This is a genomic window from Treponema pectinovorum (genome assembly GCF_900497595.1).
GTDB lineage: Bacteria > Spirochaetota > Spirochaetia > Treponematales > Treponemataceae > Treponema_D > Treponema_D pectinovorum.
In genome coordinates this window covers 288,515-302,869 of record NZ_UFQO01000003.1, presented here as the reverse complement: position 1 = coordinate 302,869, position 14,355 = coordinate 288,515, and the positions used below count along the sequence as shown (strand labels likewise).

Below are 14,355 nucleotides of genomic sequence, written 5' to 3'. Positions count from 1 at the left end.
TAGAAAAATATGCAGTATAAAAACGTCAAAATTTGCTTTTTATATCTTCAAGAACTTTTAAGTCGATAATCGCGTCTTCCAAAGAAGAAATAAGTTCGCTCTGACCGTCGAGAAAATCGACTGCATTTTGCACCATCCCGCTAAAATAACCAGTTTTTTTGGGAAGTTTTATCCGCTGTTTTTTTAGGGAATAAAAACCTGAATAAAGCGAACTTTCTTGTCTAAGATAAAGTTCTGTAAAACCGTTACCAATGCAGATTTTTCCGAGAGTTCCTAAAATTTCAAGGCGAAATTCAAAAAATTTAGAGCGACCACTCATGTAAATATCGATAGAAGGGATTTTTTGTGTTGTATAATGCGCACAAAAATTTCTTACAATTTGTTTTTCATCCTTAAATACTCCATTCAGAGTTGGATTTTCAAGTTCAACATCGAGCAAAAATCTTATTATATCTACAAGGTGGGTTCCGTCGTGCAAAAGGCTGTAAGTTCCGTCTTTTTCAAATTCTTTTGAATATATCCTTAGACCGCTGTCGAGTTCTCCACGAACGCTTTGAATTTCACCTATCTGGCAGAGCCACAGTCTTGCAGCAAGATAATTCTTATCAAAGCGCCTTTCGTGATTCACCATAACGGGAACATTAAAAAAGTGAGCGCAATCGGCAATTTTTTCTGCCTGACTGCTGTTTAGAGCGACAGGTTTTTCTAAAATTACGAGTTTGGGTTTGTATTCAATAGCGCGTATACATTCTTGTTCGTGATTTTCTTCGTTTACAGCAATGGTGATTAGGTCTATGTCTTTTATATTTTGGTAAAGTCCTTCTGAAGAATGAAAAGTTGAAACTTGCGCATATTTTTTTGCATATTCTTTCCAAGAATCAAGTTTTTGCCCTTCAAGATCGCAAGCGGCAACGAGTTTAATCTGTTTGTTGTTGAGCAACGCCATTGTATGACTTGCCGGTTGCTCTCTTTTTTTATCAAAACCAAGCGAAAAACCGATTCTTCCAACTCCAATTATCGCAGCTGTATAGATATTTTTTTTCATACAAGATTATCGGAGAAATTTCCTTATTTTTCAAAAAAAATATGACTGAAATTCGCAGCAAAATTTAATTGCACATTTTATCTTCAATTTTCTCGAATTTTTTAATACAATATTATTAGTTGCATCTCCCTGTGCGGCAACGATTGGAGGGGCGCGTAGCGTTGGCGGTACGCCAATGGAGCGAAAGCGGAACCCCGCAAAGCGTGTTTTTTGCAAAGCGAAGCGCAGCAAAAAGCCGCCCATAAACTAAATTGAATAAAACTCAATTTTCGAGTTAAACACATAAAAAAAAGAGGTACTAATTTTATGGCAGAACACGAATGCTCTCACAACTGCTCAAACTGCGGGTCTGGTTGTGAAACTCAAGATTTTAGATTTCATTTGAATCCAAAAAGCAAAGTTAAGCATGTTATTGGAATTGTTTCTGGAAAAGGCGGTGTTGGGAAATCGCTCGTAACTTCTTTGTTGGCTTCTACTATGACTAAACGCGGTTTTAGGACGGCAATTTTGGACGCCGATATAACAGGACCTTCTATTCCTACGAGTTTTGGCTCGAACGGTGGGAGAGTTTACTGCGACGAAAAGGGAATTATTGCTCCAGAAGTAACAGAAAGCGGAATTCAGATTATGAGCATGAATTTTCTTCTGCAAAAAGAAACAGATCCTGTGCTTTGGCGTGGCTCTATGGTAAACGGTTTTGTAAAAAAATTTTGGGAAGAAGTTTTTTGGGACAATGTTGACTTTATGTTTGTGGATATGCCTCCTGGAACTGGCGATGTTCCGCTTACCGTATTCCAGAGCATTCCTCTGGACGGAATTATTATAGTATCAAGCCCACAGCAACTTGTTCGTGTAATCGTAGAAAAGGCAATCCACATGGCCGAAACTATGAAAGTGCCTATAATCGGCCTTGTAGAAAACATGAGTTATGTTGAATGCCCAGACTGCAAAAAAAAGATTAAGGTTTTTGGAGAAAGCAATGTGGAAAAAATCTCACTTGACTATCATATTCCGCTCCTTGCACAGATACCTATGAGGCAAGATATTAACACTGCTGTCGATAGCGGTGATATTGAGTCGATAGAAGCGGAATTTCTGGACGCAACTGCCTCAATTCTGGAAAAACTGTAACTTTACGATGAATCAAAAATTGATTTTGGCACCGATGGCAACACTCTCGCATGAAGCGTTCCGAAGATGTGTTGCAAAATTCGGTGGCTGCGATGAATACTTTAACGAGATGATAAACGCAGGCTCGCTTATTCATCAAGGTCCGTTCGAAAAATACTACCTTACAAGCGGTCCTGAAAGCGAAAAAATGGTGTGGCAGTTGACCGGTAGCCGAAGCAACTATATGAAAACCGCGACTCAAATCCTTGCTGAACTTCCGGGAATTGGAGTTGACATAAATATGGGCTGTTCTGCTCCACAAATCGCCTGCACTGGAGCGGGAATTGCGTGGATGACAAAACCAATCGCAGAAACTCAGGCTATGGTAAAAGAAGTAAAAAGTGCCTTGGAAAATTCGTCTAAAGATGGAAAAACTCCTCCACGTCTTTCTGTAAAATTGAGGCTTGGCGGAGAAGATTTTACCGAAAAAGGATTTTTTGATTTTACCGATATGCTGATCAGTGAAGGCGTGCAGAGCCTTACCTTGCATCCGCGCACCCAAAAAGAAAAACTTGCCCGAAGTCTTCCACGCTACGAATATGTAGAAAAACTTGCATTGCGCTATCCGAATATCCCTGTAAATTTAAACGGCGAAGTAAAAGATAAAAACAGCCTAGAATTCGCACTAAAAAACGCTCCTCATGCCGCAGGAGTTATGATTGGTCGAGAAGCGGCAAAACGCCCCTGGATTTTTGCAAAGTTAAAAGGCGAACTTCCGACTGAAAAAGTTGATATGCAGCAGCTTGCACTCGATTTTATAGACGATATCGAGAAATTCCAGCCCAAAGAATTTTTTAAAACTCGGCTGCAAAGATTTTTCTATTATTTTTGTCAAAATTTCGATTTTGCAAATTATTTTAAGGTTCAAATGCTAAACTCTGAAAACAACGAAGACGCTAGGAAGCGAATAAAAGAGTATTTTAAAAAACAAAGCGAAGAGCGTTTTAAAACTCTATAATTTCTCTAAAAAGTCTTTAACTACAACGTAAATGTCAAAAAACTATTTTGACAATTTCTCTATTTTTTTGATCAAAAAGCTTTAGGAAATAAGGATATTTTTAGTCCATTGAAAATTCGCTTTTTAAACAAAGCAGTTTTATACTCTTCACTAAGCAATAAAAGGAGTTTTTTTTGAACATAGTTTTTATTCTCCTTTCGGTGTTTTTTGTTGCAGCGATTGGTATTTGTTGTTTTTATCTCAAAAAAAAGAATACAAAACTTTCAAGAGCCCTTTTTAGACAGAGTTGCGGTGCTGCCATATCAACTGTTTTATATGTGCTTTCTATCATAAAATTGCCTATTTTGATTTCAAATATCATAAATTATCTCTATTTTGTAAGCATCCACTGGCTTTTGATACTTTTTCTTCACTTTGCATTTGTACTAACAGAAACTTCCATAAAAAGCAATTTTGCAACAATCTTTATAAATATTTGGAGATCATTGCTGATTGCAGATACAGTTTCTCTCCTGTCAAACGTATTTTTTCATCACTGTTTTATGCTCTACCCTGTTTATTCGAATTCTAACTTTTTGGCGTGGAAAATAAACTATTTTTGGGGATTTAAAATTCATCTGGCTTTGTGCTACATGCTTGTATTTTTAATAATGGCTATATTTGCAAAGAAGATAACGCTGGTAAACAAATTTTATCGTCCAAAATTCATGACGATTCTCTTTCTTTTTTTGATTGTAACTTTTGTAAACGTCATCTTTTTGGCAACCCAACTAAAAATTGATTTTTCAAATCTGTTCTACTGCATATTCGCGCTCACCTGCATATATTTTACGATGTATTCGCTTCCTCACAGGATAAAAAACACGATGTTGCAGTTGGTTTGCTACAATTTAAACTGTGGAATTTTTTGTTTTGACACAACACACAAATGCGTTTATGCAAACCAAGCAGGAATAAAATTTTTCCCATCTGATTCCGAACGAAAAAAACAATTAGAAGAATTATTACTTGAAAATAAAGAATTAGTTATACGAAACGTCGATATTGAACGAAATTCCAAAAAGATGACTTTGTCCGAGGAATTTCAAGTTATAAAAGATCCAAATGAAATTGTGTCAGGCTATTTTATACGACTAAATGATATAACTAACGATTTAAAAGAGTTTACAGAAGAACAATACAGATATACACACGACAGTTTAACAGGTCTTTACAATCGAGAAACTTTCTATAAAAAAGTGGCAGAAAAATTGCGAGATGAACCGACTGTTCAACGCTATATGGTCTGCACGAACATAAAAAATTTTAAACTTGTAAACGACCTTTTTGGTTCCAACTTTGGAGATGAGCTTTTAAAATTGCAGACAAAAATTTTGCAAGGAGAAGATTTTCCAAATGCCCTAAGTGCAAGAATTTCTGGAGATAAATTCGCAATGCTCATAAAAAAGTCCGATTTCGACAAAGAATTGGCATTAAAAATTATTTCGAAATTACAGGAATTTACAGAAGTTGTAAAATATAAACTCCACGTGTTTATAGGAATCTATGAAATTTCTGATCCTTACGAAAACGTAAATTCTATGTACGATAAGGCAAATCTTTCTATAAAAAATATAAACGAAAAATATTCAATTTCGCTCGCTTTTTACAATTCAAAAAATATTTCAAACTTAATCAAACAAAAAAACATAATCGCCTCTTTTGAAAATGCGCTCGCTTCAAATCAATTTAAAATGTACCTGCAACCGCAGGTACAAACCTCTGACGAAAAAATTTTAGGAGCAGAAGCGCTCGTACGTTGGGACAAAGGAGAGCAAGGAATTCTTTATCCTAATGATTTTATTCAGGTATTGGAAGATTCGGGATTCCTTTACAAATTAGATCAATTTATTTGGAACGAAGCGGCAAAAACTCTTGAACGCTGGAAAAAAATTGCTCCAGAACTTTACATTGCTGTGAATATCTCGCCAAAAGATTTTTATCACCTTGATTTGTACAGAGTTTTTACGAATCTTGTAAAAAAATACGATATTGCACCTCAAAAATTAAAACTTGAAATAACAGAAACCGTTTTGATGCACGATTTGCCTACGCATAAAAATGTGCTTTCAAAGTTGCAAAAATTTGGATTTTCAATAGAGATGGACGACTTTGGTTCTGGTTATTCATCTTTGAGCATGTTAAAAAGCATAAATGTCGACATATTAAAGATTGATATGGACTTTTTGCACAACACGGAACAGCCAAAACGAACAAAGAAGATTTTAAAAGCGATAATTCAAATGGCGAAATCTCTTAAGATGAAAGTCGTAATGGAAGGTGTTGAAAAACGAGAACAGGTAGATTTTTTAAAGGAACAAGATTGCGACGTATTGCAGGGCTACCTCTATTCAAAACCACTCCCAATTAAAAATTTTGAAGAGCGTTGGATAGCAGGAGAATAATGCGATGAATTTTAATTTGATATCAAACACTTATGCCTTAATCTGCCTTATTTCAATCGGTTTTATTGCCTACCTGATGTATTCAATTTCAAAATCCAATTTTGAAACAAAACAAGAACTTCTGCTCGTCTCGACAATAGAAACTGCAATCGCTTTAAGTTATGCGTTTTTTTTAATTTCTAATTCATACTTAAGGGCTCTATATTTTTACAATGTCTTTTATTCGCTTACGATATCGCTTTCTTTTTCAATTTTTTCTTTTACACTCGCATACACAAATTCAAGCAAAAAGTTAAGAGCGTTAAAATTTCTTTTTGCACTTATAACGATTTTAGATTTTTTATACAGCCTTTCAAACATAAGTTTTAAAAACAGTTTTGATTTGGTGCAAAACTTTACAAGTGCAGGGTTTTCTTATTGGGCGGTAATTTTTTTGGCAGGGCACAAGTTTCAAGTCTTTGTCTTTTCGCTAAATTCTATTACAAGCATATTTTTGCTATTCTACAATTTTTTAAAAGTTCCAGCATATTTTAAATCAAAATACCTCGCTCTCTTTTCCGCCTATGTATTCGTGCTATTTACAAATTTGATTGCTCACCTTTCCAGAAGTCCATTAGATTTTTCGATAGTGATTTTTGTAATCCTCTTAAACATAATATTTTATTACTCGGTTTACATATCGCCCACAAAACTAACGATAAAACCACTCCTTTCTCTAAACGAAAGCATTTTAGATGCGATAATGTGTTTTGATTACACAGGAAAGTTAATCTATCATAACAGTGCCACAGAAAGTTTATTCAACAAAAAGGGAGAAGAACTCGAAAAGTTTGCCGAACAATTTCGTTTTTTCTTTTTGGAAGATAAAAGCGAAGAAATTTCCCTTGAAAACAATGACGGCGAAAAACGTCACTATGTAACAGAGTATAAAGATTTTAGAATAGAAGATTCCGTCATTGGCTCATATTTAAAACTCATAGATAAAACAGACGCGATTCTTGAATCCCAACACAGAGTTTACACTGCATCACACGACAGCCTTACAGGACTTTATAACAGATTGGGATTTTTTGAAGCAGTACAGCAGGCCTTAAAACAAAATATCTACAAGCAACCAATTCTTTTATGCTCAAATATCAGAGATTTTAGAATGATAAACGAAATTTACGGGGAGAAATATGGAGATTCTGTTTTAATAACTCAAGCGCAGATGATGAAAAAATACGCTCATCATAAAAATATAAATGGCAGGCTTGCAGATGATAAATTTGCACTTCTGATGGACAAAGAAGATTTTGACCAGGAAATTTTTGAACAGGCATTTTACGCTCTTCGTGCAATGACACAAAGCGGAACTTACAGCATGTCAATTTCTATCGGCATATACGAAATTTACAACCGTGGCGAAAATGTTCAAGTTATGTACGACAAAGCAAAAATGGCGATGGATTCAATTAAAAATGACTACCAGAAAATATTTTCGTTCTACGACTCTTCTATGATGGACAAATTGCTTGCAGAGAAGACAATCGTAAGCGATTTTGAACAAGCACTAAAAAGCATGCAATTTGAAATTTACCTGCAACCAATAAACGACCTCTCTTCAAAACCTTTAGGAGCGGAAGCACTTGTGCGTTGGAAGCACCCTCAGCAAAAATTGATGCAAGCTTCAAATTTTATAGATATTTTTGAAAGGACAGGTTTAATCTACAAACTCGATATGTATGTTTGGGAACTTGCAGCAAAAAAACTACAGGATTGGCAGTCAAGGGGATTTAAGGACTTTTTTATAACTGTTAATGTTTCGCCTACAGACAAGCAACATATCGATGTTGTTCAGTATTTTATTGAATTAAAAGAGAAATACAAAATAAATCCGAATAATCTTATAATCGAAATCAATGAAAAGAATTTTGCAGGAGCAGAAAATTCTTCCATCAAAAATTTTAAGAGCTTACGAGAAGAAGGTTTTAAAGTTTACATCGACAAATTTGGAACAGGCTATTCTTCCATGAATATGTTTAAAGATTTTGAAGCGGACGGCATAAAGATAGATACAGTTTTTTTGGAAGAAGATGAAAATTCAAAGAAAAACAAGATAATACTACAGACGATGATTTCTATGGCAGAAGATTTAAATATGCAAGTTATTGCAGAAAAAGTAGAAACAAAACGCCATTTGAATATTCTATCCGAAATGAATTGTAAAATTTTTCAAGGATTTTATTACTCAAAACCGCTTCCTATCCGAGAATTTGAGTCTCTGTATTTAAAATAGATTTTTAATTTTTTTGTCTAGCTTTTTTTAGAAAAGGTTTTAAGACAAAGACACTGCACAGTTTTTATATTTTGCAAAAAAAAACAGCACGACCACTTTTCATCTTTCATAAAAAAATGTAGACCGTGCTGTTTTGCATTTTTTATTTTGTGTTTTATTTTTCTATTGTTATAGACTGATCCAAAGTATAGGATTTTCCGCTTTTTAGGCTTATTAGACCGATTTTGTCTTCCCAAACGTGATCTGTGTTTTCTGCGTCGGACGCGCCGTCCCAAGGTTCAATGCAGTTAAAGCCGTTTCCACTAACGCCTTCTTCTCCATGTCCACCCTGCCATACCATAACGTAAGGATAACCTTTTGTATTTACCTTAACCAAGCTTCCGTCCTTTTTGTTTCTTAAACCAACCCAATCAGAAGTTATCTTTGTAAAGAAATGGCCGTTTCCAAAACCTTTTGCATCAATAGGAATTATTCCAGGCTTCACTTCTCCGTAGAGTTTTGTGCAAGGTGCAGTTCCTTCTTCGTCTGTGGCAAGTTGCGCGCTGTCGTTTAGGCAAACTGTGGTCAAAGGCTCTTTCTTTTCAAATTCATATTGATAATCAGAATTTGTAGTTCCAGCAGGATCTGTATTTCTTGGGCAACAAAAAGCAGTGTGGCTTCCCATAGAAAAAAGCATTGTAGAATTATCCGTATTTGTTACAGTTGTGGTAAAAATAAGACCGTCATTTTTTAGTTCATAATGAGTTTTTAAGCTGAACTTCCAAGGGAATTTTTGCAGAGTTTGTTCGTTTTGAACAAGCTCAAAAGTTGCAGAAGTTTGTGTCTGCTCAACAACAGTATGCTCCATATCGCGACTCATTCCGTTGTTTACAAGGTTGTATTCTTTTCCGTTGTAGGTATAAAAACCGTCTTTTATCCTGCCTACATGTGGAAACAAGATTGGAGCATGATACTTCCAAACGCTTTCTGGACCTTCAAATACATATTTTGTACCGTCTTTTACACTGCGAAAAGAATTTATTTCTCCGCCGTGGGTGTTTAAAACTACTTCGTAGTTTGCATTTTTTAGTGTGATTGTCATAATGCGTTTATTTTAACAGATTTATCGTGATTTTTCCATGCGCAAAACTTTCATGCAAAGTCATAAAAATCAGTTGACGCAATTATATTTGATACAATATATTTTTACGCGATGATTGTTTTGCAATCGTTAAAACAGGAGAACTTATGACAATTTATGATTATTCATTTAACGACGGAAAGGGAAACAAAATTTCTATGGAAAATTACAAAGGCAAAGTCTTGTTGATTGTAAACACTGCGACAGGTTGTGGTTTTACACCGCAATACGAAGGGCTAGAAAAACTTTACGATTCTTATTGCGGAAAAGGTTTTGAAATTCTGGATTTTCCGTGCAATCAGTTTGGGCAGCAGGCTCCAGGCACAGACGAAGAAATTTCTCAATTTTGCAGTTTAAAATACAAGACAAAATTTCCGCAGATGCAAAAAATTGAAGTAAACGGCAAAAATGAACTTCCTCTTTACACTTACCTGAAAGAGCAAAAAAGTTTTGCTGGTTTTACAGGATTAAAAGGCGCTTTTATGAATAAGTTTATTGCAAGCATTGATTCAGATTTTAAAAACAATTCAAATATAAAATGGAATTTTACAAAATTTCTGGTAGACCGCAACGGCAATGTTGTAGAGCGATTTGAGTCCACTGTTGAACCAAAAAAAATTGAAGAAAAAATAAAATCACTTTTGTAACGGACGATTCAATAAAAATCTTACAATAAACAAGGAAGCAAAATGAGTGAGCAAAATTCCTACGACTGCTTAAAACTTTCGAATCAGTTGTGTTTTCCGCTTTATGCTGCAAGCAGAGAAATTTTACGCCAGTATACTTCGCTTTTAAAAGGGATAGATTTAACATACACGCAGTACATAGTTATGCTCGTCCTTTGGGAAAAAGAAGAACTTACAATCGGGGAACTGTGCAAAGCCTTATACCTGGATACTGGAACAATATCGCCAATGTTAAAAGCGATGGAAGAAAAGAACCTTTTAACACGCAACCGCGAAAAAAACGATTCCAGAATTGTAAAAATTAAGATAACAGAACAGGGAAAAAACTTAAAAGAAAAAGCCCTTTATATTCCACAAAAGATGGTTTCTTGTTTAAAACTTGAAAAAAACGAAATGCAACAACTCTATACAATTTTGTATAAAATTTTACCGACGAACTAAACGCATCTATAAATCTTTTATATTTGCGGTTTGAAAAAATTCCTCGGTAAAGTGGAAATCACGTTAAAAAATAAAAATTTTTCTTGCCGATTCAGAGTTATTTTTATATTTTGTAAAGTGATACTGAAAAGAATTCAGTTACAAATAGTCAATAATTTAAAAGCGTAAGGGATAGTAGCGGCGCAAAGCGTTGCGAAACGAAGTGAGCAATGAAGGTGCTTTTGCACCGGAACCGCGAATAGCCCGACCTGCCGCAAGGCAGGGTACGCCCAAAAAAGTAAAGGAGATATATAAAAAAATGGCTAAACAGTTGATTTTTAATGAAGAAGCACGCAAAAAGATGCTTTCTGGCGTTGAACAGATTGCTAATGCTGTAAAGGTTACTTTGGGACCTTGTGGTCGCCTTGTTATGCTCGACAAAAAATTTGGGGCACCAACTATAACTAAAGACGGCGTGAGCGTTGCTAAAGAAGTAGAACTTAAAGACCCTTTTGAAAATATGGGCGCTCAGCTCGTTAAAGAAGTTGCTTCTAAAACTAACGATGTTGCTGGAGACGGTACTACTACTGCGACTGTGCTTGCTTATGCCATTGTAAAAGAAGGATTAAAATCTGTTGCAGCAGGAATTACTCCTATTGAAGTAAAGAGAGGTATAGACAAGGCTGTTGCTATTGCTGTTGAAGAGATTAAAAAGAACAGCCGTGCAGTAAAAGGAAGTGAAGATATAACTCATGTTGCAACTGTTTCTGCAAACAACGATCCAGAGATTGGTAAAATTCTTGCTGATGCAATTGAAAAAGTTGGTAAGGACGGCGTTATAACTGTTGAAGAATCTAAAAATATGGATACAACTGTAAAAACTGTAGAAGGTATGCAGTTTGACCGTGGATATATTTCTTCGTACTTTGTAACCGACCGCGACAGAATGGAAGTTAACTACAACGACGCTTACATTTTGATTCACGACAAAAAGATTTCTTCTATGAAAGATCTTCTTCCTCTGTTGGAAAAAGTTGCACAGTCTGGCAAACCACTCGTAATCATCTGCGAAGATATGGACGGCGAAGCGCTTGCAACTTTGGTTTTGAACTCTATCCGCGGAACTCTAAAATGCACCGCTGTAAAAGCACCTGGTTTTGGCGACAGAAGAAAGGAAATGCTTCAGGATATAGCGATTTTGACTGGCGGTACTGTTATAAGCGAAGAACTTGGTCTTAAACTTGAACAGGCTGATATAAGCCAACTTGGCGAAGTTAAATCTGTAAAGATTGACAAAGACAATACAACTTTAGTTGACGGCGCTGGCGAGAAAAAAGCTATTGCAGACCGCGTAAACGAAATTAAAGCACAGATTGAAAAATCTACTTCGGACTACGACAAAGAAAAACTCAAAGAACGACTTGCTAAACTTTCTGGTGGCGTTGCTGTAATAAACATTGGTGCAATCACAGAAACAGAAATGAAAGAAAAGAAGTTCCGTGTAGAAGACACCTTGGCAGCAACAAGAGCCGCTTTGGAAGAAGGAATTGTTCCTGGTGGTGGAATTGCTTTGATTGAAGCCGCTGCTGCTTTGGATGAAGAAAAGGTAAAAAATCTTACTGACGACGAAAAAGTTGGATTTAAGATTGTTCGTCGTGCTTTGGAAGAACCAATCCGCCAGATTGCAGAAAACGCTGGTGTAGACGGTGCAGTTGTTGCAGAGAGAGCAAAGAACGAGAAAAAAGGAACTGGCTACAATGCTAGAACAGCAGCTTGGGTAGATATGATGGCAGACGGAATTATTGACCCTGCTAAAGTTACACGCTCTGCCTTGCAAAATGCAGCTTCTGTAGCAGGAATGCTTTTGACAACAGAATGTGCTATAACAGATATTCCTGAACCACCTGCAGCTGCTCCTGCACAACCGCCAATGGATATGGGCTACTAAAAAATAAACCACATAAAGACGGATTTTACTCAGTGCGGTAGAATCCGTTTTTTTTGTCGAGCGAAAATTGAACCTTTTATAAAATAAAAGATCCAAATCGAAAAAAGAAAATCTTGTAATAAAAAAATTATTCATTCGTATAGATTTTACTTCCTTTCATACTTAGGAGAGTTTATACTTTGATTTGGAGAGTTTATGGATATTTTTGATTATATAAGGTGGCGTGGAGATTTGACCTTTTTTCAAGCTCCGCCTACGAGCGTCGACGCATTGATTTTATGTCAACTTTCTTATCTTAATTTTACAGGAATTGTAGAAGATAATTTTAGTTCAAAGATAACTCTAAACGAAGCCGCTGCGATTTTTGTTAGAGATAATTTTAAAGACAGAAAGGAACTTGGACTTTTGATAAATCCAAAGACCGTTGAGTTACTCTTTGCCTGTGCAAAATCCAAGAGGTTTGCAAACTTAAAACTCTGCGGTTTTTCAAATACTCTAAATCAAACTGAAGAAGAACAATTTTCCGCAATCACTTTTATAAGCAAAGAAAAAAAATCCTGTTTTGCATTTTGTGCTTTTAGAGGAACAGATGACACTATAATCGGCTGGAAAGAAGATTTTAATCTTGCATACAAAGAAAGCGTAAAAGCGCAAATTGACGCTCACCTCTATCTTGAAAACGCCATAAAAAGTTTGCATAACATCCAAATTTATTGCGGAGGGCATTCTAAAGGCGGAAATCTTGCGATATATGCAGGAGCAAAACTTTGCAAAAAAGCAAAAAAAAGGCTAAAGGGAATATACAATTTTGACGGACCGGGATTTTTAAGAGAAGTTCTAAATCAGCGGGATTTTTTTCTTGCTTTGGGAAAAACAAAATCTTATTTTCCAAGAGAATCGATAGTGGGAATGCTTTTTGAACATGATCCACGATATTTTATAGTAGAAAGCCGAGGAAAGAACATTCAGCAGCATGATCCTTTTACCTGGGAAACCGAAGCGAAGGATTTTTTACTCGCACAGGAACTTGAAAAATCCAGCGTATTTTTTAATACGGTTTTTAACGACTGGTATTTTAAAATGACGGAAGAAAAACGGAAAGAATTTGTCGAAGTCGTTTTTGCTGCAATAAGTTCAACACAGGCAAAGACCAACAGCGAACTTGCAGAAAATTGGGGAAAAACAGGATTGAAAATTTTAAAATCGTTTTCAAAATTTGACCGCGAAATGAGAGATTCTGCTCTGGACACTGCGATTCAGTTTTTAAAACTTGCAGGTCATGCTTTGCCAGATTTTTTAAGAAAAAAGGAATATGAATAAAAAGATTTCTAAACTGTTTTTATCGATATTTTTTATTGCCACGAGTTTTCTTGTAATTTCTGGAAACAATAATCCAAGCGGATTACAAAACGCGAAGTATAAAGAAAAACTTTTGGAATTCGATTTTTTTAAGAATTGCTATCGGGATTTAGATTTTCAAATTGAATTTTCAAAAGAAAAAGATGATTTTCTTGTAACGATAACCGCACCTGTTTTTTATGGAAAAAACGGAAAAAAGCAGATTTCGCTTTGGTGGGCAGATTGTAGACTTTTGCCAGAAAGCGAATTACAAAATAAAGAAAAATACTGGCGAGTCATATATCCGTATCAAAAACTAAAAGACCCAGCAAAAATGACAGAAGAAGAATTGGAAAGGGTTAGAGGGTTTTCTTCAAGCGAAAACAGAAGAGCGTCCAGAGGACTGCCGATGTTTTTTTACGATTTTTTGTATTCTGCAAAATCGAAAGTTGTAATAGAAGAGCATATCATTCGAACGACTTTTTTGGGAAAAGAAACTAAAATCCACGAGCGGATAAAAGATTCACTTTTAAAAGTTGAACAAAAAATCTACGTTGCGGCAAAAACTAACAAAGAAATTCAAGATTTTATAGAAAATCTAAAATCAGCAGATGCGTATAACTGGCGCATAATAGAAGGAACCGGCGGAAGAAAATCGTTTCATTCTTATGGAATTGCAATCGACTTGCTTCCAAAAAGGCTGGGCGGAAAAGAAATATTTTGGAGTTGGGCACGCGATAAAAATCCTAAAACCTGGATGCTAACTCCGCTTTCTGCACGCTGGATGCCTCCGCAAAAAGTTATAGATTTTTTTGAAGAAGAAGGTTTTATCTGGGGCGGCAACTGGATTATATTTGACAATATGCATTTTGAATACCATCCAGAACTTTTAAATAAAAATTGATTTTATGCTAAGTTTTCGGCGGAATGAAAAACCGTTGTACATTT

11 protein-coding genes are annotated in these 14,355 nt (G+C 35.7%); 9 read left to right on the top strand and 2 right to left on the bottom strand.

Translation table 11 applies throughout. The features are described from left to right. Positions 1-25: 25 nt before the first annotated feature. Positions 26-1,045 (bottom strand): Gfo/Idh/MocA family protein, encoded by a 1,020-nt coding sequence (locus tag FXX65_RS05980; protein WP_147615510.1) that lies wholly within the window; start codon positions 1,043-1,045, stop codon positions 26-28. A gap of 306 nt (positions 1,046-1,351) precedes the next feature. On the opposite strand from FXX65_RS05980, the gene FXX65_RS05975 reads away from it, so the two are divergent. The 4 genes from FXX65_RS05975 (at position 1,352) to FXX65_RS05960 (ending at position 7,895) form a co-directional block, all read left to right on the top strand. Further along, a complete protein-coding gene (locus tag FXX65_RS05975; RefSeq protein ID WP_147615509.1) occupies positions 1,352-2,176 on the top strand; it encodes an Mrp/NBP35 family ATP-binding protein in 825 nt (274 codons plus the stop codon). A gap of 7 nt (positions 2,177-2,183) precedes the next feature. After that, positions 2,184-3,173, top strand: a complete 990-nt coding sequence (locus FXX65_RS05970; protein WP_147615508.1) for a tRNA-dihydrouridine synthase family protein — start codon at positions 2,184-2,186, stop codon at positions 3,171-3,173. Positions 3,174-3,346: 173 nt separating this feature from the next. Next, positions 3,347-5,617 carry a GGDEF and EAL domain-containing protein gene (locus FXX65_RS05965; RefSeq protein ID WP_147615507.1) on the top strand — a complete coding sequence of 757 codons (2,271 nt, stop codon included), beginning with the start codon at positions 3,347-3,349 and terminating at the stop codon, positions 5,615-5,617. 4 nt (positions 5,618-5,621) lie between these two features. Continuing rightward, on the top strand, positions 5,622-7,895 hold the full coding sequence (locus FXX65_RS05960) for an EAL domain-containing protein (RefSeq protein ID WP_147615506.1): 2,274 nt from the start codon (positions 5,622-5,624) through the stop codon (positions 7,893-7,895). A 154-nt stretch (positions 7,896-8,049) separates the two neighbouring features. Here FXX65_RS05960 and FXX65_RS05955 read toward each other — a convergent pair whose 3' ends face one another. Continuing rightward, entirely contained in the window at positions 8,050-8,976 is a 927-nt protein-coding gene (locus FXX65_RS05955) for an aldose epimerase family protein (protein WP_246104347.1), read from the bottom strand. A gap of 146 nt (positions 8,977-9,122) precedes the next feature. Between FXX65_RS05955 and FXX65_RS05950 the strand changes: the two genes are divergently transcribed. The 5 genes from FXX65_RS05950 (at position 9,123) to FXX65_RS05930 (ending at position 14,311) form a co-directional block, all read left to right on the top strand. Next, complete coding sequence (locus FXX65_RS05950) at positions 9,123-9,662, top strand: glutathione peroxidase (protein WP_147615504.1); 540 nt, start codon at positions 9,123-9,125, stop codon at positions 9,660-9,662. A gap of 42 nt (positions 9,663-9,704) precedes the next feature. Next, entirely contained in the window at positions 9,705-10,142 is a 438-nt protein-coding gene (locus FXX65_RS05945; protein ID WP_147615503.1) for a MarR family winged helix-turn-helix transcriptional regulator, read from the top strand. Between the two features lie 298 nt (positions 10,143-10,440). Next, positions 10,441-12,069, top strand: a complete 1,629-nt coding sequence (gene groL / locus FXX65_RS05940; protein ID WP_147615502.1) for a chaperonin GroEL — start codon at positions 10,441-10,443, stop codon at positions 12,067-12,069. Positions 12,070-12,264: 195 nt separating this feature from the next. Then, positions 12,265-13,389 (top strand): Mbeg1-like protein, encoded by a 1,125-nt coding sequence (locus FXX65_RS05935; protein WP_147615501.1) that lies wholly within the window; start codon positions 12,265-12,267, stop codon positions 13,387-13,389. After that, a complete protein-coding gene (locus FXX65_RS05930) occupies positions 13,382-14,311 on the top strand; it encodes a M15 family metallopeptidase (RefSeq protein ID WP_147615500.1) in 930 nt (309 codons plus the stop codon). Before FXX65_RS05935 ends, FXX65_RS05930 begins: the two co-directional genes overlap by 8 nt. Positions 14,312-14,355 lie beyond the last annotated feature (44 nt).